This is a genomic window from Affinundibacterium baiyunense, from assembly GCF_018139645.1.
GTDB lineage: Bacteria > Pseudomonadota > Gammaproteobacteria > Burkholderiales > Burkholderiaceae_D > Undibacterium > Undibacterium baiyunense.
In genome coordinates this window covers 170,253-191,227 of record NZ_JAGSPM010000008.1, presented here as the reverse complement: position 1 = coordinate 191,227, position 20,975 = coordinate 170,253, and the positions used below count along the sequence as shown (strand labels likewise).

Here is a 20,975-nt window from a genome sequence, read left to right as displayed (position 1 = left end):
ATATATTGTGAAAAAGCCTGAGGAAATTCCGTATTTCTTCAAAAACATTGAATGTTTAGTATGAAATGTGTTGCATTTGCCAGATATTGAACGTTGGATTATCACAGCGAACCTTACCGATGATTCTTAGTTATCTGCATCAGCTCCAGCAAATGGGGTTTTCGCAACACAGATTTATCAAGCAAGTTCAGGGCCCTGAAGGTAGCGTATCAAATTCATTTTTTACACACCGAAGTATGCTTTTTAAGCTATCGCATCCTATTGGCAGGATGCGATAGCCTAACCTACCAATTTCAATTTAACTTCTTCAACAACGCTTCCACATCTTTCACCGTGCGTGGCAACTTGCTACTCATGTTGCGATTGCCTTCCGGTGTTACCAGAATCACGTCTTCGATCCGCACACCGATGCCGCGCCATTTAGCGTCTACATCATTGGCATCTTTGGGAATATAAATGCCAGGCTCGACCGTCAAGGCCATTCCGGGTACCAAAACACGCTGACCTCCACGTTTGCCGGCTTCCATCTGATAGTCGCCGGTATCATGCACGTCGAGACCGATCCAATGGCTAATGCCGTGCATAGTGAAACGGCTATAGGCACCGCTTTTGAAGACGCTGTCTTTATCGCCTTTGAGTAAGCCAAGATCGACTAGGCCGTCGCTCAAGATGCGCATCGCGGCGTCGAAGCCTTCATGATGAACGCGACCAGGTTTGACTAAATCGATTGCCGCATTTTGCGCTTTCAACACTAATTCGTAGATGGCTTTTTGTTCCTTAGAAAACTGCCCCGACACCGGCCATGTACGCGTGACATCAGCGGTGTAATAACCGACTTCCGCACCGGCATCTAACAGCATCAATGACCCTGTTTCGATATCGTGATCGTTGGTCAAATAATGTAGAACACAGCTATTTCGCCCCGCGCCAGCAATCGTATCGTAGCCAGTAAATCGAGCGCCCAAGCTGCGTACGGTGCCTTGAAATCCGCCTGCTACTTCACCCTCATTCGTCGCAGTGAGAGACGCTTTCATTGCGGCCAAATGCCCGGCAATGGTGACGTCAACTGCGCGTTGTAGCATATCGATTTCTGCAGCCTGTTTGATCAGGCGCATTTCCGCAACGAGATGACGACCATCAACCAAAATACGCTTATGAGAAGAATGATTATTGTCGCTGCCAAGAGGGTAAATCCAATCGAGTATCTTTCTACGGAAGTCTTCATCAAAATTGGATACCAGCACAACCCGCTGCGCTTTGTTCACAAGTTTTTTTAAACTGTCTTCCGCCGCGGGAAAGGCTTCTGCTTTGTCAGCACCAAGTTTTAATGCACCTTCGACGCCGAGTCGCGCGCCATCATAGGCTTCGCGACGTTGGTCGCGTTTGCGTACATACAAGGTGTAGGCTTGATTACTATCCGCATCCAATACCGCCACCGATTCGGCTTCTTCGACACCTGTTAAATAGTAGAAATCGGAGTCTTGTCGATACATGTGCGTACTATCGCCATTGCGATGCTGTTCTGGCATCGACTTGATCACAGCGATTGTGCCGGGCCCCATTTTTTTCAGTTCGCTCAGCAAACGAGCGCGATTTTCCGCAAAAAAGCTAGCTGGCAAGCGTACCGCATGAAAGCCTTGTTTGCCGACGGCTGCGGGGACTGCGGGAGCAGCAACACTGTTTGGACAAACCGGCGCAGTTAATACGTACAACAAAGTAGACAGAGAAAAAAGACGGGAATACATCGTTAGGACTCCAATTTAAAATTGACCAACAAAGCCATTTGCCAAGTTAAGAAATACACTCTCAGCATCCTACGTCAAAAGTCGAATACTAAACAATGCATTTGCTTAATTAGCTGAGTGCTCAGAACCTAACTTTGAATTTAAGTCGCATATTTTCAACGACAGGCAAAATCTACATGCAACTTCAAATGCTTTAACACTGGCAATCCGCAACTTCATGCGACGCGATTTCCATTTGTAGCTCACCGAATTCCTACACGACATAACAATCGCGCTGTAAGCTAAAACGCCTCAGCTCAAGCACCTCAGCGAAACCAAGCAGAAACCCCATGCCAAAATCCATCTGGAACCCTGAGAAGCAAATACGTCATGGTGAGATAACGCAACAATTTACCGATTGCCATATACATCATGCAAGGCAGGGCTGGTAGCTTGAGCCAGCCACCCAAGGCGCAAATCGGGTCGCCTATCACCGGCAGCCACGCTAATAGCATCGTCTTTGCACCGTAGCGTTCCAACCAGCCGAACCAGCGACTTTCACGCTCTTTGGCGAAAGTCTGCTTGGCTTCATAGCCGATGAAATAATTGAGCATCCCGCCCAAAGTGTTGCCTGTCGTCGCAATCAGAATGGTCAGCCAAAACGATTCGGGATTGGCCTTGATCATGGCGAATACTGCTGGCTCAGATCCCATAGGCAATAAAGTTGCCGAAACAAAGCTAATGACAAACACCGCTGTCAAACCAATTTCAGAAATAGCGAAAACACTAAACAACCAAGCAATAGCCGCTTCTATCATGGCTTTTTCGTAAAGGTCAGGAAGGGATACATTATAATGCTTGAGACAGGACTTAAATATTTTGCACTTATTTCATTGTATTCACTAGGCATTACCCGTGCCTGCAACATGAAATACGAAACAAAACCAGCGCCACCGCGCCGGTATCGAGGTCGATTCTGAATCCATCCGTTCAGAATGACGCCATCCCACACACCATGGGACTTGCATGATGTCCGCATTTAACTTTTGTATTTTGAAAAGATTGCATCCATGGCTACCGATTATCTGAAAAAAATCCTGACCGCACGCGTCTATGACGTGGCATTTGAAACTCCACTAGAACTGGCTCCAACGCTTTCCAAGCGCATGGACAATCAAATTCACTTTAAACGTGAAGACATGCAGAGCGTGTTTAGTTTCAAACTACGTGGCGCCTATAACAAAATTGCCCACTTAACGCCAAGCCAACTTAAGCACGGCGTGATTTGTGCATCAGCTGGCAATCATGCACAAGGCGTGGCATTGAGTGCTAAACGGGTAGGATGTAAGGCCGTGATCGTAATGCCAACTACCACTCCACCCGTCAAAATTGATGCTGTTCGTGCCCATGGTGGAGATGCGGTCGAGATCGTCTTACATGGTGAATCATATAGTGATGCCTACGACCATGCGTTAACCTTAGAAAAAAAACGCAAACTCACTTTCGTTCATCCATTCGATGATCCTGATGTGATCGCGGGGCAAGGCACGGTCGGCATGGAAATTTTGCGTCAGCATGCGGGGCCGATTCATGCGATCTTTGTCGCTATTGGTGGTGGTGGTTTGATTGCAGGCGTCTCTGCCTATGTCAAAGCGGTGCGCCCTGATATCAAAATTATCGGTGTACAAACAGTCGATTCCGATGGCATGTATCGCAGCTTGAAAGCAGGCAAGCGCGTGACCTTATCCGATGTTGGTTTATTCTCCGATGGTACCGCTGTCAAATTGGTCGGGGAAGAAACCTTTCGCTTAGCCAAGCAATATGTTGATGAAGTCATCTTAGTCGATACCGATGCAGTCTGTGCGGCAATCAAAGATGTGTTCCAAGATACGCGTTCCATTTTAGAACCCGCTGGTGCGCTCGCGGTCGCTGGCTGCAAAGCTTATATCGAACGCGCAAAAGCGAACAAGAAGCCGCTAAAAAATGAAACCATGGTGACCATCGCTTGCGGCGCCAATATGAACTTTGATCGTCTGCGCTTTGTCGCAGAACGTGCCGAAGTTGGTGAAGCGCGTGAGGCAGTATTTGCGGTGACCATCCCAGAAATCCAAGGCAGTTTTAAACGCTTCTGCGAATTGGTAGGCCCACGTAATGTGACTGAATTTAACTATCGGATTAGCGATAAAAAAGAAGCGCATATTTTTGTCGGTGTTCAAGTCGCTAACCGAGAAGAATCCAGCAAGATTGCAAAGAATTTTGTCAAACATGGTTTCCCCACTTTGGATTTGACTGACGACGAATTAGCCAAACTGCACATCCGTCATTTAGTCGGCGGTAAGAGCGAATTGGCAGAGAATGAATTGCTATATCGCTTTGAGTTCCCAGAGCGCCCCGGTGCATTAATGCGCTTTTTAAATAGTATGGCGCCAAATTGGAATATCAGTTTATTCCATTACCGTAACCACGGTGCCGACTATGGTCGCACCTTGGTCGGATTACAGGTACCGAAAAAAGAGATGAAGGCATTTAAAGAATTTTTAAATGGTCTTGGCTATCGCTATTGGGACGAAAGTAATAATCCGGTTTATAAACTTTTCTTAGGTTAAGCTACACGAGCTGGACAAGGCCGATCACGATCAGCCTTATCCAGCTTTATTTTTCAACAAAGCAAAATACATTATGAGCACTTCTAGCAATACGCCCGAACAATCACAATTAGGCAAAACATCTGCGTATCAAACTGAGTACGATCCTAGCTTGCTTTTCCCAATTCCTAGAGCAGAAAAGCGTGCAGAAATTGGACTCAAGATTGTTGATGGTAAAGCAGTTAATTTGCCTTTTTTCGGTATGGATTTTTGGAACGCTTATGAAGTATCTTGGTTGAATTTACGAGGCAAGCCACAAGTTGCGATTTTGAGCGTGTTTGCGCCAGCGGATTCACCGAATATCATCGAGTCAAAATCATTCAAACTTTATTTAAACGCATTTAATCAAACCAAGTTAGCTGGCACTGATGCACTGATTAGTTTGCTACAAACCGATTTGTCGAATGGTTTTGGCGCGCCAGTTCAAATCACACTCACGCCACAAGAGCAATTCGGCAAAGCAGTTTTTCAAGAATTCGAAGGACAATTATTAGACAGATTAGACATCGAAGTTGATCAATACTCGCCTGTGCCTACGATTTTACATGCGGATCATAACCAGCCAGCAATTGAAGAAACTTTGGTTTCACACTTATTAAAATCCAACTGCTTAGTGACTGGACAACCGGACTGGGCCAGCGTGCAAATTCAGTACATTGGTGCGCCGATAGATCAAGAAGCGCTTTTGCGCTATTTGATTAGCTTTCGAAATCACAACGAGTTTCATGAGCAATGTGTCGAACGTATTTTTTGCGACATCATGCAGTATTGCAAGCCACAAAAATTATCGGTGTATGCGCGCTATACACGCCGTGGCGGTTTAGACATCAATCCTTGGCGCAGCAATTTTACGACTGGGAAAATGCCTTCCAATCACCGCAATGCGCGTCAATGAGGAAGACTACTAATTTCATTACAGAAAAACACTGAGATAAAACAATGTTTTATTAAAACACGGGTCTACACTAACAAAAATAAACCGCAAGTGCATTTCGGTTGGATAGAGATACAAATTCAAGCTTGCCCCGTGCCTTTGCATAGAGTACATTTACTTGTTTTTTTAATTAGTCTATCTGAGATCTTTTGCCTTCTAACTGCTGGATTGATGTATAAATTTTATTAGCCTTATGTATTCTGTAAATTGGCAAATGCTCATCGAACAGCACGCACAAGATGCTGTCATTGTTTTAGTTGATGGAACCATCGTTCATGCAAATCACATGGGGATCAGCTTATTACGCGCAAAAGATCTGCATGAAATTAGTGGGCTACGATGGAATGCCTTCCTCGAATTTAGTCATCCAAATCAAATCAAAACCCACTTACAAGCGGGTAGCAGTTTAATACCCAATGCGATTGCCGAGTTTTGCCAGCTGCGCAATCGACAAGGCGAGTTGGTCAATATTGAGCTCAGACTGCATAGTTTCCCCGTACTGCGTAATACCGCCTATGTTTTATGCATGCGCGACATGCAAACCCAAGCCTTTGCCAAGTCATTTCAAACGCAGTTAAGTCATAGCGGCATTCCTAAAAATAGTCTTAGTCATGAAGCTTTACATCATGAAAAAGAAATTCTAGAAATGATCGCACTCGACAATCCACTAACGCAGATATTGCAAGATGTGTGTGATCGGATGGAGCGTTTGCTCGACAATGGCTCGGTCTGCGCGATCATGCTTTACGATCAAGATGCACAAAAATTACGGATAGCAGCAGCACCAAGTATGGAAGCAGAATTTCTAAATGAAATGGATCATTTAGAAATTGGTCTAGGAAGTTGGTCCTGCGGTGTTGCCCTGAAAACTCAAAAAATCATCGTCGTTGAGGATATTGCCCACAGCGATGTGTGGCAATCACACCGTCAGACACCTTTGCGCTACGGCATGCACTCTTGTTGGTCGGTACCAATCAAAACCGCATTTAATACCTTGTTAGGTACCGTCGATTTATATCACCGTGATCAACGTCATCCTAGTGATGATGAACAAACGCTGATCATGGATGCAATGCATGTGATTGCGTTGGCGATTGACAAGAAAAATATGGAGCATAGCTTAGCGACTAGTGAAGATCGCTATCGCTCCGTCGTGAATAATTTGACCGAAGGTATTATGGTGATTGCACCGGGTGGAAAAATTCTCACCTGCAACCCTAGCGCAAAACGTATTTTGAAAATTCAAGATATCGAAGCGACTGGTCGCCGTCATCGTTACTTCAAACGCATTTTCCGTGAAGACAGTAGTGAAATCCAAATTGGTGATGATCCAGCTTCTATCGTATTAAGAACTGGTGAGGCAATTTCGAATTTATCGATCGGTATGCAATTGCACGACAATTCAACTGTCTGGTTGTTAGTCAATGTGCAGCCAATTCAACACTCGCGTCATAGTAAAACCGAAGCTGTATTGATTTCATTCACCGACACCACCGAAGTGAGAGAAACCGAGCGTCAATTGCAATACATTGCAACACATGATGCATTAACGGGCCTCGCCAATCGACATCAATTACAACATCGATTAGCGAGTGCCTTGGCGCAAGCTTATGATCAAAAAGTGGCAGTGATTTTTTTAGATCTCGATCACTTTAAAAATGTGAACGATACAGCTGGCCATGCAGCAGGCGATGGTTTGCTATGCGACGTAGCAAAACGCTTGAGCTCTTGTATTCGCGCTACCGATATGTTGGCACGTTTGGGCGGAGATGAATTTGTGATCGTGGTCGAAGAATTTGAAACCGCGCAACACTTAAAAGAACTCGCCGACCGTATTCTGACCAAAATGCGCGAACCGTTTGTGATCGATCAGCATCAATACCATTTGGGCACATCGATAGGTATTAGTGTGTTTCCACATGATGGCACTGATGGCCCAACCTTATTACGTTGCGCAGATTCTGCGATGTATTTAGCAAAAGAACTGGGACGAAATAACTATCAATTCTTTACATCCGACCTAATGATTCGCGCACAGCATCGCTACACTTTAGAGCGCAATCTACGGCGTGCCTTGGTCGATGATGAGTTTTTACTCTACTACCAACCAAAACTGAGCTTAATTGACGGTAGTATAGTTGGCGCGGAAGCCTTGATTCGTTGGCAAATGCCAGAAATGGGAATCATTGCGCCAAATGAATTTATTCCATTCGCCGAAGAAATTGGCTTAATCGTACCAATGGGTCGCTGGGTCTTGGCCAAAGCCTGTGAACAAGCTCAGCGATGGCGTCAAGAATTTGATATTGATTTCAAAATCAGTGTCAATATTTCACCGAAACAATTTCAAGACCCTAAGCTACCGCAATTTATCTTAGAAGTTTTATTGGAATCTGGATTGCCAGCGCATGCCTTACAGTTAGAAATTACCGAAGGTCTTTTGATGGTAGAAGCGGAACACTTAAGCTCCGTTTTTGACGCGATTAAAACGCTTGGAATTAGTATCTCTCTCGATGATTTTGGTACGGGTTTCTCCTCGCTATCGTATCTGCAACGATTCCCGATTGATAATTTGAAGATTGATCGCTCATTTATTCGCGAGATTCCTGAGAACCAAGATTCCGTTGTGCTGACCAAGGCGATTATTGCGATGTCTAGCGCACTTGGCATGAGCGTAACCGCGGAAGGTGTCGAGAACCTTGAACAAATGGATTTCTTGAAAGACGCTGGATGCGATGAAATTCAGGGATTTTATTTTAGCAAACCGATTTCAGTTGAGTATTTCTCACAATTACTCAAACAACACGCAATCAGCCAAGCCTTACACTAATTGCATATCTTTTGAAATAAACACAATGCGACACGGAAATTCGCATCGCTGCCAAAAGAAGCCTATAATCGCGCTCTGAGATCGACCGCAACAGGGAACTAGCACATCACTTCAGTATCAAAAGCCCCTGTTGTAAGAAATTTAGTCAACGAGCACAGGCCTTTCCGCCATATGACCAATATTGCAAAAATTCTGCCCAAAGAAAATGTTTTATTAGATTTAGATGTATCGAGTAAAAAGCGGGCATTCGAACAAGCAGGACTTTTGTTTGAAAACAATTGCGGCATTGCCCGCTCCACCGTATCTGAAAATCTATTTGCCCGCGAACGTCTTGGTTCAACCGGCCTTGGACATGGCGTCGCGGTTCCACATGGACGTATTAAAGGATTGAAGAATCCAATTGCAGCCTTCGTACGCTTGCAAGAAGCTATCCCTTTTGAGTCGCCAGATGGTCAAGCCGTTAGTCTGCTGATTTTTTTATTAATGCCAGATAATGTCACGCAACAGCATTTAGAGATTTTGTCTGAAATCGCCGAAATGCTTTCTGATGACGAGTTTCGTAGCAATCTGCAAATCGAAACAGATGCCAATCTGGTACACAAACACCTCACCAGCTGGGAACCCTCCGTTATTTAATTGCGGTCATACAGATGTAAGTAGTACCGATTAGACATGTACTTAAATTCTGTACAGTAATGCGCTAAGATAGACCTTATCGAATGCAGTGATCGCGAGATTTCTGTCTCCTAGCTTACCAAGATCGGAACTACCTTCATGCCGCTGACCACAGAATTAACCATACAGAAGATTTTTGATGATAATCGCGACACCTTGCAGCTTGGTTGGTTCGCTGGATTTTCTGGTGGCGATAAACAGATTACCGATGATGCAACCGCCTCATCCGATCAAGTTGGCCATCTTAACTTAATTCACCCTGGACGCATACAAGTCCTAGGGCATCAAGAACTTGATTATTTCCATCGTTTGTCACCGGGTTCACGTGCCAATCTGATCCGTGAATTAGTCGCAGGCAATCCGCCCGCATTAATCGTTGCGCAAGGTCTAGAATCGCCGCAAAGCTTCTTGAGCGTTTGCGATGACAATAACATCCCTCTTTTTTCTACTCCATTACCAGCAGCGCAAGTCATTGATTACTTGCGCGTTTACCTGTCCAAAAAACTAGCGCCACAAGTCACGATGCATGGTGTCTTTATGGATGTACTTGGGGTTGGGGTTTTAATTACTGGTGAATCTGGCTTAGGAAAAAGTGAGCTTGGTTTGGAATTGATTTCACGTAGTCATGGCTTGGTGGCTGACGATGCGGTCGAATTTTCGCGTATCGCGCCAAATATGATCGAAGGTCGATGCCCACCGATTTTGCAAAATTTATTAGAAGTCCGTGGTCTTGGTCTACTCGATATCAAAGCCATCTTTGGCGAAACCTCTGTGCGCCGCAAAATGCGTTTGAAGTTAATTGTGCATTTGGTGCGCCGTAGTACTTTGGAAGAAAACTACGAACGTCTACCCATCGATTCTCAATCGGAAGACGTATTAGGTTTGCAAATCAAAAAGGTAGTGATTCCAGTGGCAGCGGGTCGCAATATTGCGGTGCTATTGGAAGCAGCGGTACGCAATACTATCTTACAACTACGCGGCATCAATACCTTAGAAGAATTCATGGAAAGACAGCGCTGTGCAATGGATGAAACGCTGGGATAAGACATCATGCGGATTCTACTCATATCAGGTATTTCAGGCTCAGGTAAATCGGTCGCCCTTAATGTAATCGAAGATGCAGGTTACTATTGCGTCGATAATTTGCCACCCAGTTTATTGCTTGAGCTAGTCAAAACACTAGAACTCGAGGGCGTCAAGAACGCAGCTTTGGCTATCGATTCACGCAGCGCGCATCAACTACAAAGTGTTGCTCCCACCATTGATCAATTACGTGCATTGGGACACGAAGTAAAAGTCTTATTTCTAACCGCGAGCTCAGAAACATTAATCGCACGCTTTTCAGAAACACGACGCAGTCATCCGCTATCGCATCATCTACAAGCAGAGCGCATTTCCGATTGCACACTAAGTCTCACCGAATGCATACAAGCAGAACGCGAATTGCTCGCTCCATTGCAATTTCTTGGGCACGTCATAGATACCTCCAATCTGAGTGCAAACCATTTGCGCAATTGGATTAAAGATGAAATTGCAGTTGAACATGCTTCGTTGATTTTAATGTTTGAGTCATTTGCATTTAAAGTCGGTGTACCGCTTGATGTCGATTTTGTGTTTGACGTGCGCATCCTACCTAACCCACACTACGACCATGCCCTACGCCCTTTAACTGGACGAGATCAAGCCGTTGTGGATTTTCTCGAGGCACAAGCGATGGCACTCGAACTATTTGATGATATTAAAAATTTTATCGACAAATGGCTACCATCATTCAAGCGAGATAATCGTAGCTACCTAACGATTGGTATCGGTTGTACTGGCGGACAACATCGTTCCGTTTATATGGTCGAAAAACTAGCCAAACATTTTCAGCAACAAGAACGTGTGTTGATTCGCCATCGGCAAAATCATTAAGTCACTTTGAGTTTTGTTGGAACGCGCAATCATATGGCGACCACATGCAGTCACATGCAATTGCGCGTCCACTTGTTCAGTATGAAGTCCTCACTCGAAACAACTCACTCACGCAGAACTTAAGCATTGCGTCCAACAGATTTAGTTCCTACTACAAGCACGCGTTACAGTAGCGCCGATTTTTGAGTGAGTAGCGTCAAGTTGCTTCAGGTAGATTCCAATGGCGCCTTAGTTAATACCCAGAAAACTAATTTTTCCATTCGCATCTACTTGTGCAACCAGCATCACGCGATCGAATGCAGATTCAGCCAGATAAATCGCCAGATCCATCTCACCTATCTTGGTTTGTTTTACATAAAAAAATCGCTCAACTTTTCCAAACGTTTTAAAGCGTTCATTGAATGTGCTTACCGTCTCCTGATCCAAGATCGCCTGCATTTCTGCGGTGAAGCGATGATCAACCAGCAATTTACCAAGTACCAATTCATCCATCAATTGGCGCACTAACACGCCTCTTTGCGTATTTGAATCATTGGCAGGAACCCAGTCCAAACTTGGATCAATAATCGCGGCGATCTTTGCCGTCAATTTATCCAAAGACTGAACTTCACCATTCACTAACACGATCACAGATAAACGCTGCGCTGCATGTCTTTCAAAATGACTAGTAAAGCCAAAAATACTGCCATTGTGCGAGACAAAAGCCTGATTATTGATTTCGCCTAATAGCCACGCAAATCCATAAGGAACACTGCTACCGTCTTGCAATTTTGCGGGTGTCCACATTTGCGTCAAACTGGCTTTACTTAAAATTTGCTCACTATTTAACGCAAGATCCCATTTAGCTAGATCTGGAGCACTCATTTGCAGACCACCCGTACCAGAAATCAAACTCAACCAGAAGCGCAAAGTAGGTGAATAATCGATAGGTATCAACGAACCTTCATTCATGGTGTAGCCCGTCGCAATATCGGCGTTAGCTGATGAACTCAAAATTGCAGCAGCACTATCCATTTTTAATGGTGTAAAAATGCGCTCACGTAAAAAGACAAAATACGGTTTCCCACTAAGCTTCTCTATCAACGCTCCCAGCACCATATAACCAATGTTACTGTATTCAAAAGAAACTCCAGGCGCAGCTCTTAAAGGAATTTTACTGATCGCAAGAACCAACTCATTCGCACTATAATTTTTTTCTGCGTCAAATACCTCAAGATGTTCTTCACCCCGATATAGTCCGGCTGTGTGCTGCAATAAATGCCGAACTGTGATCCCCGCCCATTCTGTCGGTAACTCTGGGAAAAATATTTTTATCGACTGATCCAAGTTAAGTCGCCCGTCTTGCACCAATAACATGATCGAAGCGGCGGTAAACTGTTTTGTTACCGAGCCGATTTGAAAAATCGTGTGGGGTGTAACCAATGCCTTGGTCCCAACATCCCTCGTCCCGTACGCTTTCTGCAATACGGACTTACCATCCAGATTTACCGCTAACGATAAGCCGGGGATACTTTGTCTGCGCATCTGCGCCTGAACATATTGATCAATTTGCGCCAATTTAGCGCTATCCATTGCCGAGTTTGCGGAGTTTGATGTTCTTTTCTTCTCCCACTGCTCTCCGCCACATGCGGTCAACAAAAAAATGAGTAAATAGAGAAAAGGGAGCTTTAAGTTGTGTTGCATATCTTTGATCCTCGATGCGATGATGTAGTGAGTTTGAAATGACACGCCCTCTCACCCAGTCGTCACCGGAAGAGAAAACGTGGGCATACTATTCATCGCAGAAAAGGATTCCAGCTAGGCAAAGAAAGCTTTGTTAAATATCACCAAAGGTATTAACAACTACTACTGTAATTAAAATTACAAATAAAATAGACAATGCAAACTTTTGCTGCTGTAAATTATTCTGTGGGCTTTGGTGCAAGAATTGTTGACACAGGCACGCCAATAAAGCTTTCAAATAAAAAAATCGCCCCAACGTGGGGCGATTTTCAAGCTTAAATTTGTTTATGGGATTATTCCATGACAACTTCACGCATCTTACGAGAAACAAACAGTAAGCTTCCAGCAACGATCACAGAGCAAACCAGTAGCGCAAGTCCAATCGCATTGAGTGCAACCAACTCACCTTTAAGCACTTGATTCATCATTTGCGTTTGCGCCATGACAGGAACCCATCCCAGCCACGCCGGCTCTTTCCCGGGATTAACGATAAAGAACATCGGCATAAACGACACGGCTAAGCTCAATAATTGATTACGTACGTTCGCTTCTTTGAATGACTTACAAGTCAATGACAAGGCAACTTGTAAAGAAGACAGAGCGGCAGCCAAAGGAATCAAGACAATCATGAAAGCAAGCGCATCTTTAATTCCGAACTGAAATTCTGCACGTAAAGCCTCATTCGCAATCAGTAATTGAGCGGGGAAAAAGCTACTCACGGTCAAAATCACAATCAGTACACTCACCGTAGCAACCGCCGCCGTTTTCCCTATCGCTAACTGGAAACCCGAAACCGGGTTCATCATCAATGGTTCTAAAGAACCGCGTTCGCGTTCACCAGCAGTGCTGTCAATTGCAGCAAACATACCGCCCATTACAATCGCCATAATTAAAACCATCGGTAAGGCAGCGGTAATCGTAACGCGACGTTCATCAGGGCGGCTGATATGGCGCTCTTTCACAGAAATCGACTGCAACAAATCTGGTGAAACACCGCGCATCATCAATTCTAAACTCGATCTTTCACGTGCATAGCCATTCAATAATTGACGCAATGGCCCCAATCCCATTTCAGCCTGACGATTCGAGGTGTCGTAAGCAATTTCTAATTCGACTCGCTTAGCAGACTGCAAATCTTGTTCAAAATTTTCAGGTACTAACAGGACAGGTTTAATCAATTCTTTGCTGCGTGATTTTTCTTCATAATCTGCTGGCGCAGTTTTTATCTCGTAACCCTGACGCAGAATATAGTTTTCCAAACTAGGCGCGTCTTTAATGTTAACCGCCATCACGCTGCGATCCACCGCTTGTGATTCGACCTGCGACATCACGGTCGAAAACACAAACAACAAAACCGGAACCAACAGCAGCGAACTAGCTAAGACCATCAATAAGGTACGACGATCGCGCATCGCATCTGAAATTTCTTTCCAATAAATTGCCAATACTTCTCTCATGCGACACTCCCTTGATTCAATGTTGAGTGATGACGGTGATCTAACATGCTGCTCTTATCCAAAAATGCCAGCTTCACAAACGCGTCTTCAAAGTCAGACTCTTGTGCTTGTTGCATTAGCTCAGCAACACTACCTTTGGCGACAGTACGACCCTGCGCAACAATGACTACGGTATCGCAAAGGCGTTCCACTTCTTGCATAATGTGTGTGGAAAAAACGATGCACTTGCCGCCACCTTCAGGGCTACGCAACCATCGTAAAAACTCACGCAATGCGCGGGTTGCCACCACGTCTAAACCATTAGTCGGCTCATCCAAAATAATATTTTTGGGATCGTGAATTAAGGCACGTGCTAAGGCAATTTTCATACGCTCACCTTGACTAAACCCCTCGGTGCGACGATCCAATAATTTTTGGATTTCTAACCAGTGCGCTAATTGATCGATACGTTGTTCAATCTTGGCTTTATCCATGCCATGTAGTTTTCCGTAGTATTGAATATTTTCACGCGAGGTCAAACGTGGATACAATCCACGCGCATCGGACAAAATGCCCAAGTGCGCTTGAGTAGTAGTTTGACCTTCTTTCACTTCCACGCCATCAATTTTGATCGAACCACTATCCATCTTCAGCATCGATGCGACCATACGCAAACTGGTTGTTTTACCAGCGCCATTGGCACCAAGCAAACCCAAAATCGCACCGTCTTGCGCCGTAAAACTGACGCCATTCACCGCTTTTACTTTTTCAGCCTTGCGCATTCCGATACCAAATTTCGGCTTGCCTAGTTTGACAAATTCTTTATGTAGGTCTTCAACAATAATCATCTTATTCTCCTGCTTTCTTCGAGTTTGCTGTCGCAGTCACATCCGTATTCTTGATCGGTGGTAGCCATACCAAAGGACGTGGAATTTGACGTACGCAACTCACATCTAAGGCCAATGCCTCATCATCAGTCTTCGCGGCGAGGAATTTATTGACTAAATCACGCACACAGCCCTGACCTAACACACCATGACCAACATTTTCGATCGTAATATGACGCGCTTTTGTACCCAAGGCTTTGGCAACTTGATCACCATTACGAATCGGCGTTACAGGATCAATCCCACCACTGAGCAATAAGACCGGAGATTTCGCTGTAGGCACGGTATAAAACTCTTTAGGAATATCAGCACGCGGCCAAGTCGCGCAAATTCTGTCGTACATCTCAGCACTTCGCGCTGTGAACTGATCAGTAATCGCGTTGGCTGGACGCGGATTGGTATAAGCTTCACCACACCACACTGAGTAATGCATACCTAAGGTCAAACCACCTGGGCCAGGTTGATTAAAACTTCCCGTCATCGTCAACAAGGCATCTAACTTACCTTTATCTGCTTGCGTGATCGCATACGGCAACACAGAAGTCATTGCTGGCGAATACAAAGCCTTCAAGATCATGCCGATCATGTCTTCACGAGCGATCTTGGTAGTCACACTCGTTAACAGGCGTGAATTGGTATAGGTAAATTGACGTGGGGTGCTATCTAACAGGCGTTTCCAAGTACCTGCCAAATCAGGATACGCAGTGTTACAACGAGTATTTTTTGCACAATCAGCAAATACGCCTTCTAACGCTGCTTGTGCATTTGTTCCAAGCAAGCTTAGGTCAGGCGGAACAACACCATCAATCACCAAGCGACGCACTGATTGTGGATATTGACGTAAATATTCCAAGCCAACCCGCGTTCCATACGAAACACCGACCAAATTCACTGCGCTATAGTTTTGCGCGATCCGTATTGCCTCTAAATCTTGAACAACAATGCTGGTGCTATAGAATTTCAAATCACCGTGCGGTAATTTCTGCAAACTCTGCATACAGTCGGCAGTCGCCTTATAAGCACCTTCATTATCGAGAATCTTGTCATTGATCTCGAGTTCATCACATTTTAATGAAGCACTTTTTCCGGTACCGCGTTGATCGACAAAAACCAGATCGCGACGACGATTCAGTTTGCCTAAAATCGAATCACCAAATCCGGCAGCTTCTACCGCACTTTGCCCAGGGCCACCAGCCAATAAGAAAACCGCATCAGGTAATTTATTTCTATCTTTCGATGGAAGAATCACGTAATGCACATCAATTTTTTTGCCATCTGGTTTGGCAGGATCGAGCGCTCTTTGAATCTGACCACACTTCACCTCTTGTGGAAAGCTGGCGATACGACAGGGTTTGGTATCCGCAAGAGCAATTGCCGGCATACTAAAAGCCGCAATTCCAAGCAGACGAACGAGAGTAGGACGAATCAAAATGAACTCCTTTCATTAGATTTATGTACACCCACAATCTCCACCGACACAAAATCGGCGACATCATGGCAACAACAACTGACTGTGAAAACTGATGATGAAGTGAGTGTGGCTCGCATCAGAAACGATGTAAACCGCGATGTGATGAAAAACCGATGCGCCGCGACGAAACACGAATCAACGCGGATGAAATTTCATCATGATCGAATGACCTAAATCAATCGAGAACTCAAAGTTTGCAAGAGCATTTTTATTGGTGCAGGTAGCGCAAGTTGCTCAACTTGCTCAAGATCCGTCCAACGTAAATTATCCTCACCAACAAATTCAAACTTGCGCGAAATTATGAAATGAATTACATGAATATGCAATTTGAAATGCGTAAAAGTATGTGTAAATGGTGCCAGCCTATTCGCTGATTGAATATCACCGAAACGATTCACAATGTCTGTCGCACGAGTTTGATCGGTCGCTGAAATCTGTTCAAAAATTCTGCTTGAATCAGACTTATCACCAGGCATCACCTCTAGCTCTGTCATCCCATCAAGCTCAGGCAAAGACAGTAAGCCGCCCCAAATTCCAGTCATCGAACGCTGTTCTAGCAAAACCGCACCATCATGTTCTAGCAACAACATAGTGGTCTGCTTTTCTTTTTGCTTGCTCTTAGGCTTGCGCACTGGTAACTCGGCAGTTCGACCTTCGGCAAACGCGACGCAACGATGTTGAAATGGGCAGCGCGCACAATCGGGTTTACTTCGCGTGCATAGTGTCGCGCCCAAATCCATCAAGCCTTGGGTATATGCAGCAATCTCAGTTTGCGGTAACAAAGCTTCCGCGCGCAACCATAAATCATCTTCCACGGACTTAATGCCGGGATAGGCATCAATCCCAAATACACGCGCAAATACGCGCTTCACATTGCCATCCAGAATTGCCGCGATGGTGCCATAAGAAAATGCAGCGACCGCAGCGGCGGTCGATCGCCCAATCCCTGGCAAGGCATTCAACAGAGACGGATCGCTTGGAAAGACACCTTGATATTGGGCGACAACTTGCTTGGCGCATTGATGCAAATTCCGAGCGCGGGTGTAGTAACCCAGTCCAGCCCACAAGGCCATCACTTCTTCCACAGGTGCAGCAGCTAAATCCTGTACGCTTGGAAATTTTTCTAAAAACCGTAAATAGTAAGGAATCACCGCCGTCACTTGCGTTTGTTGCAGCATGATTTCAGATAACCATACCCGATACGCATCACCGGTATTTTGCCAAGGCAATCGATGACGACCATGCTGCTTTTGCCAAGCAATTAGTTCCGCAGAAAATTCAGGATCAGCATAAAGTGAATCTTCATTCGGCTTAAGTCGCACTTGTTTCGATTGCGGATGCTTATTTGATTGCCCTGCGTTGACTGGTTTATTCATGGAGATAAAGATAAAGCATGGAAAATAGTTGATCCGAACGTGAGCGATCAAAACGTCAGCGCGAACGCTAACTCGCCTGACAAACCGTACGAATCGAATTCAGCATCGAGCGCCAATGCGCTAGAGCGTCTAAACTTAGCCAGCAAAATTACTCGTCAACTAAGCGTTTCCCCGCGTATTTCATCACCAAACCTTTGGGGCCAACTGCCCAACCATGCAAGGGGTCAGCAAATCCAATTGCATTCAAAGGAGTATCACTCAAGACTTCCCATGACAGCCCCGCATTACGCGTGACACCCGATCCAGCGAGGCCACCAACCACGAAGGTTTTCGCCTGTGCTGGCACGGCAACTACAACCGACAAGAAGCCCGATGGTAATGCGGGAGCAGCGTTCCAAGTTTTTGCTTTATCGCGACTAATCACCGCGTTCAAACCTTCGCCTTTGGCTTTTTGGTAATCACCACCAACCGCAAATCCCAATCCATGCTGATTAAATGCTACCGAAAATAAGCCTTTCGGTGGCGCACCTGCGGCTACTGCGGTCTCCGCGAAGGTCCATGTCTGACCACGATCAGCAGAGTGGAATACACGCGTTTTTTCCGCTCCACCAGTCGCAAACCAAACATCATTTTTACCGGCAATCGACACACAAGTACCACTCGCAGCGAACGCACCTTCATTTGGTAAAGCTGCTAATTGCGTCAAATCTTTCGCCGCATTCTTCCAAGTCTTGCCACCATCATTTGTAATTAATACTTGGAACTGACCTGCAATCGGGTCACCAAAAATGACGCCATGATTGGCATCCCAAAAATCTATCGCGTCCCAAAACCCTGTGGCTTCGCCGTTCACTATCATCTGTTCCCAATGGGCACCACCGTCAGTCGTTTTATAAATCGTCGACGCTTTGCCCGGACCTGCGCTCATCGCGATTGCGGTGAATTTATCGATGCCTTGAATATCACGAAAATCTAACTGACTTGTTTCGGGCAATGACAAACTGATCGAGACGTTTTGCCAATTTTCGCCATCAACGGTACGAATCACAGTGCCTTTCGCACCACTAGCCCAAGCGACATGGCGATTCACCACGGACAAACCCCGTAGTTCTACCGTGACCCCAGAATCCACTTTTTTCCATGCATCTTGCGCGAAAACTGCGCTTGAGAAAAACAAGCTGCTAAGCAGCAAGCAGATACTTTGCCGAATCATAGTACGGCAATGTTCAACAGTTTGATGACTTTTCATTTTTGTTCTCCTCAATAGAAAAACGCTGATAAAAACATTATCAGCGTTTTAGATTGCTATCATTTAATAAGGCATGCAAGTGTGACGATCTTACTTCTAGCGATTGATGTCTCAAATACTTTCGATTACACCGCGCTTAATTCTGACGACAAGGCTTTTTGAATATTACTGCGCAAAGTCTCTAGCGTTTTTTTCTGTGTTTCGACTTCGCTCATCATCGCTTCAAAACTGGTAATTTTTTCTTCCAAACTATCGGTCGCAACATGAATACGTTGTATCGATTGCATACGGTTTTTTAGTTGATTTTTATGCTCACGAATTTGCGCCTCGATCGGTGCCATCACCACTTTTTGCCAAGCTTCAACATCACGATTGGCTTGTGAAAAACTTTGTTTCACGCGTGCAGAGATAGAATCAAAAAACTTTTGCATCAATACTTTTTGCGAAGTCGTCATTAAGGTAATGGTGCTAAATTGCCGTTGAAACACGGACTCAATCGCATTAATTTCTTGCACATATTTGTCCAATGAGAATGGCATAGGTGCAGTGAGCGCCAAACCATGCTCTGTTGAAAACTTACGATACATAATCGCCATCATCTCTGAAATTTCATCGGTCTTGCGATTCGATGCCTCCAGATTTAACTTAATCTGCGTGAAGAAATTTTTAATCGCCTCTTTTAAACCCAAAGAAAACTTACTCGATTCCATATCCTCTCTGGCGGTTTTAATTTCTTCTTTCAGAATTTCCATACCCAAGCTTGTGTACACTTCGGTCGATAGTCGTGTGAAGACGGCGCGCGTTCCTTGCATCTTCATCAAACTAGCATCGAATTCTTGTTTCTCTAAAGTCACGCGTTTCATCATGTGTTCAATCACATTTTGATTCTTGCCACGCAAACTTTTGAGTTCGTGCAATTGTTCACTAACACCACGACCACGTGCATTAATTACCGCGTATTGGCCATCCGTAATTTCTTGTATATCGCTCGCCAATTGGGCGCGAATGATATTCTTTTTAGACGGAATCAATTCTTTTGATAGCGCATATTCCAGTTTTGGCAATCGACTCTTTGCTAATAGTGGCGCATCTTTATTGATTTTTGCGACCAAGCCTTTTTGTGCCGAGATAGGAAATACTTGTTTCTCTTCCAAGCTCAAGGTATGGGAGACAGATGCAATCTGATGTTGAATCTGCGCTTCGATTTCTTCTGGGGTGCGTAATTCGTCCCACATACTATCGATTTTATTCAAGACCACCATACGACCTGCACCGCTACCGATATGATCGCGCCACACTTCAATATCGCTCTTGGTCACGCCAGTATCTGCTGCCAAAATAAACAAAACGGCGTGCGCATTCGGAATCAAGTTCAAGGTCAATTCAGGCTCAGTACCAATGGCGTTTAAACCTGGCGTATCGACAATGATCAAACCTTGCTTCAACAAAGGATGTGGGAAATTCACAATCGCATGACGCCACTGCGAAATCTCGACTAAACCATTTTCATCCACTTCTAAAGCAGCATCGGGATCATTTTCGTCATACAAACCATATGATTTGGCGACTTCTTTACTGACTTTTTTAGTTAGACTAACTTGTTTAAATGCTTCTAACATGCCATCACCCGATTTGGTATCGAGCGGCAACACAGTCCACACGTGTTGATGACCTTTGTATTCTGTCGTACTTAAAGTTTCGCTACGAGTTTCGATCGGCAATAAACGAATACAAGGCGGCATACTCTCGTCATATAGCAATTCTGTCGGACACATGGTGGTACGACCGGCTGAAGACGGCAAAATGCGTTGACCATATTCGGCAAAGAAAATCGCATTAATTAGCTCTGATTTACCACGAGAAAATTCGGCGACGAAAGCAATGGTTAATTTATCATCGACTAGGCGTTCTTTTAAACGCAAAATCCGCTGGTCAAGAATATTGTCAGCAAAATCAGAATCAGCGATCCAAGCACGATATTGCTCAATCGCTTGGGCAACGCCTGTGCGCCAGCCACTGTATTCTTCAAAATTCTGAACCAAATTACTCATAGCATCCTCAAATTTATTCTTTTACCGCAGGTCGAGTTGCGACTTTGTTTTCTTTAAGAAACTC

16 protein-coding genes are annotated in these 20,975 nt (G+C 44.8%); 7 read left to right on the top strand and 9 right to left on the bottom strand.

The window, feature by feature from the left end; all coding sequences use genetic code 11:
- Positions 1-293: 293 nt before the first annotated feature.
- Together KDM92_RS14035 and KDM92_RS14030 are read right to left on the bottom strand one after the other, a co-directional pair.
- A complete protein-coding gene (locus KDM92_RS14035) occupies positions 294-1,745 on the bottom strand; it encodes an aminopeptidase P N-terminal domain-containing protein (protein WP_212685075.1) in 1,452 nt (483 codons plus the stop codon).
- Positions 1,746-2,050: 305 nt separating this feature from the next.
- On the bottom strand, positions 2,051-2,542 hold the full coding sequence (locus KDM92_RS14030) for a YqaA family protein (protein ID WP_212685074.1): 492 nt from the start codon (positions 2,540-2,542) through the stop codon (positions 2,051-2,053).
- 252 nt (positions 2,543-2,794) lie between these two features.
- Between KDM92_RS14030 and ilvA the strand changes: the two genes are divergently transcribed.
- From ilvA to rapZ, 6 genes are all read left to right on the top strand, one after another.
- On the top strand, positions 2,795-4,330 hold the full coding sequence (ilvA, locus tag KDM92_RS14025; RefSeq protein WP_212685073.1) for a threonine ammonia-lyase, biosynthetic: 1,536 nt from the start codon (positions 2,795-2,797) through the stop codon (positions 4,328-4,330).
- 73 nt (positions 4,331-4,403) lie between these two features.
- On the top strand, positions 4,404-5,264 hold the full coding sequence (gene queF, locus KDM92_RS14020; RefSeq protein ID WP_212685072.1) for an NADPH-dependent 7-cyano-7-deazaguanine reductase QueF: 861 nt from the start codon (positions 4,404-4,406) through the stop codon (positions 5,262-5,264).
- Positions 5,265-5,517: 253 nt separating this feature from the next.
- Positions 5,518-8,130, top strand: coding sequence for an EAL domain-containing protein (locus KDM92_RS14015; RefSeq protein ID WP_212685071.1), 2,613 nt, complete (start codon positions 5,518-5,520; stop codon positions 8,128-8,130).
- Between the two features lie 171 nt (positions 8,131-8,301).
- The gene (locus tag KDM92_RS14010; protein ID WP_212685070.1) at positions 8,302-8,766 is read left to right on the top strand and encodes a PTS sugar transporter subunit IIA; all 465 of its coding nucleotides are present in this window, start codon (positions 8,302-8,304) and stop codon (positions 8,764-8,766) included.
- Positions 8,767-8,904: 138 nt separating this feature from the next.
- Positions 8,905-9,849 carry an HPr(Ser) kinase/phosphatase gene (hprK, locus tag KDM92_RS14005; RefSeq protein WP_212685069.1) on the top strand — a complete coding sequence of 315 codons (945 nt, stop codon included), beginning with the start codon at positions 8,905-8,907 and terminating at the stop codon, positions 9,847-9,849.
- Between the two features lie 6 nt (positions 9,850-9,855).
- On the top strand, positions 9,856-10,719 hold the full coding sequence (gene rapZ / locus KDM92_RS14000; RefSeq protein ID WP_212685068.1) for an RNase adapter RapZ: 864 nt from the start codon (positions 9,856-9,858) through the stop codon (positions 10,717-10,719).
- Positions 10,720-10,947: 228 nt separating this feature from the next.
- Here the strand turns inward: rapZ and KDM92_RS13995 are convergent, their stop codons facing one another.
- A complete protein-coding gene (locus tag KDM92_RS13995) occupies positions 10,948-12,402 on the bottom strand; it encodes a serine hydrolase domain-containing protein (RefSeq protein ID WP_212685067.1) in 1,455 nt (484 codons plus the stop codon).
- 195 nt (positions 12,403-12,597) lie between these two features.
- On the opposite strand from KDM92_RS13995, the gene KDM92_RS18750 reads away from it, so the two are divergent.
- Positions 12,598-12,720 carry a hypothetical protein gene (locus tag KDM92_RS18750; RefSeq protein ID WP_268973337.1) on the top strand — a complete coding sequence of 41 codons (123 nt, stop codon included), beginning with the start codon at positions 12,598-12,600 and terminating at the stop codon, positions 12,718-12,720.
- 14 nt (positions 12,721-12,734) lie between these two features.
- On the opposite strand, the gene KDM92_RS13990 is transcribed toward KDM92_RS18750, so the two are convergent.
- From KDM92_RS13990 to KDM92_RS13965, 6 genes are all read right to left on the bottom strand, one after another.
- Positions 12,735-13,898, bottom strand: coding sequence for an ABC transporter permease (locus tag KDM92_RS13990; protein WP_212685066.1), 1,164 nt, complete (start codon positions 13,896-13,898; stop codon positions 12,735-12,737).
- Positions 13,895-14,725 carry an ABC transporter ATP-binding protein gene (locus tag KDM92_RS13985; RefSeq protein ID WP_189347440.1) on the bottom strand — a complete coding sequence of 277 codons (831 nt, stop codon included), beginning with the start codon at positions 14,723-14,725 and terminating at the stop codon, positions 13,895-13,897. The genes KDM92_RS13990 and KDM92_RS13985 overlap by 4 nt, the downstream gene beginning before the upstream one ends.
- A gap of 1 nt (position 14,726) precedes the next feature.
- A complete protein-coding gene (locus KDM92_RS13980) occupies positions 14,727-16,193 on the bottom strand; it encodes an alpha/beta hydrolase (RefSeq protein WP_212685065.1) in 1,467 nt (488 codons plus the stop codon).
- 212 nt (positions 16,194-16,405) lie between these two features.
- On the bottom strand, positions 16,406-17,611 hold the full coding sequence (mutY, locus tag KDM92_RS13975) for an A/G-specific adenine glycosylase (protein WP_212685064.1): 1,206 nt from the start codon (positions 17,609-17,611) through the stop codon (positions 16,406-16,408).
- Between the two features lie 148 nt (positions 17,612-17,759).
- Positions 17,760-18,860, bottom strand: coding sequence for a beta propeller repeat protein (locus tag KDM92_RS13970; RefSeq protein ID WP_212685063.1), 1,101 nt, complete (start codon positions 18,858-18,860; stop codon positions 17,760-17,762).
- A gap of 125 nt (positions 18,861-18,985) precedes the next feature.
- On the bottom strand, positions 18,986-20,911 hold the full coding sequence (locus KDM92_RS13965) for a dynamin family protein (protein ID WP_189347435.1): 1,926 nt from the start codon (positions 20,909-20,911) through the stop codon (positions 18,986-18,988).
- Positions 20,912-20,975 lie beyond the last annotated feature (64 nt).

Bases quoted from the DNA above. Each gene is read 5' to 3' on its own strand.
- KDM92_RS13985 (WP_189347440.1), bottom strand. From the start codon at position 14,725: ATGATTATTGTTGAAGACCTACATAAAGAATTTGTCAAACTAGGCAAG.
- KDM92_RS18750 (WP_268973337.1), top strand. From the start codon at position 12,598: ATGCAAACTTTTGCTGCTGTAAATTATTCTGTGGGCTTTGGTGCAAGA.
- queF (WP_212685072.1), top strand. From the start codon at position 4,404: ATGAGCACTTCTAGCAATACGCCCGAACAATCACAATTAGGCAAAACA.
- KDM92_RS14030 (WP_212685074.1), bottom strand. From the start codon at position 2,542: ATGATAGAAGCGGCTATTGCTTGGTTGTTTAGTGTTTTCGCTATTTCT.
- KDM92_RS14015 (WP_212685071.1), top strand. From the start codon at position 5,518: ATGCTCATCGAACAGCACGCACAAGATGCTGTCATTGTTTTAGTTGAT.
- KDM92_RS13970 (WP_212685063.1), bottom strand. From the start codon at position 18,860: ATGAAAAGTCATCAAACTGTTGAACATTGCCGTACTATGATTCGGCAA.
- ilvA (WP_212685073.1), top strand. From the start codon at position 2,795: ATGGCTACCGATTATCTGAAAAAAATCCTGACCGCACGCGTCTATGAC.
- KDM92_RS13990 (WP_212685066.1), bottom strand. From the start codon at position 13,898: ATGAGAGAAGTATTGGCAATTTATTGGAAAGAAATTTCAGATGCGATG.
- KDM92_RS13995 (WP_212685067.1), bottom strand. From the start codon at position 12,402: ATGCAACACAACTTAAAGCTCCCTTTTCTCTATTTACTCATTTTTTTG.
- rapZ (WP_212685068.1), top strand. From the start codon at position 9,856: ATGCGGATTCTACTCATATCAGGTATTTCAGGCTCAGGTAAATCGGTC.
- KDM92_RS14010 (WP_212685070.1), top strand. From the start codon at position 8,302: ATGACCAATATTGCAAAAATTCTGCCCAAAGAAAATGTTTTATTAGAT.
- mutY (WP_212685064.1), bottom strand. From the start codon at position 17,611: ATGAATAAACCAGTCAACGCAGGGCAATCAAATAAGCATCCGCAATCG.
- hprK (WP_212685069.1), top strand. From the start codon at position 8,905: ATGCCGCTGACCACAGAATTAACCATACAGAAGATTTTTGATGATAAT.
- KDM92_RS13965 (WP_189347435.1), bottom strand. From the start codon at position 20,911: ATGAGTAATTTGGTTCAGAATTTTGAAGAATACAGTGGCTGGCGCACA.
- KDM92_RS14035 (WP_212685075.1), bottom strand. From the start codon at position 1,745: ATGTATTCCCGTCTTTTTTCTCTGTCTACTTTGTTGTACGTATTAACT.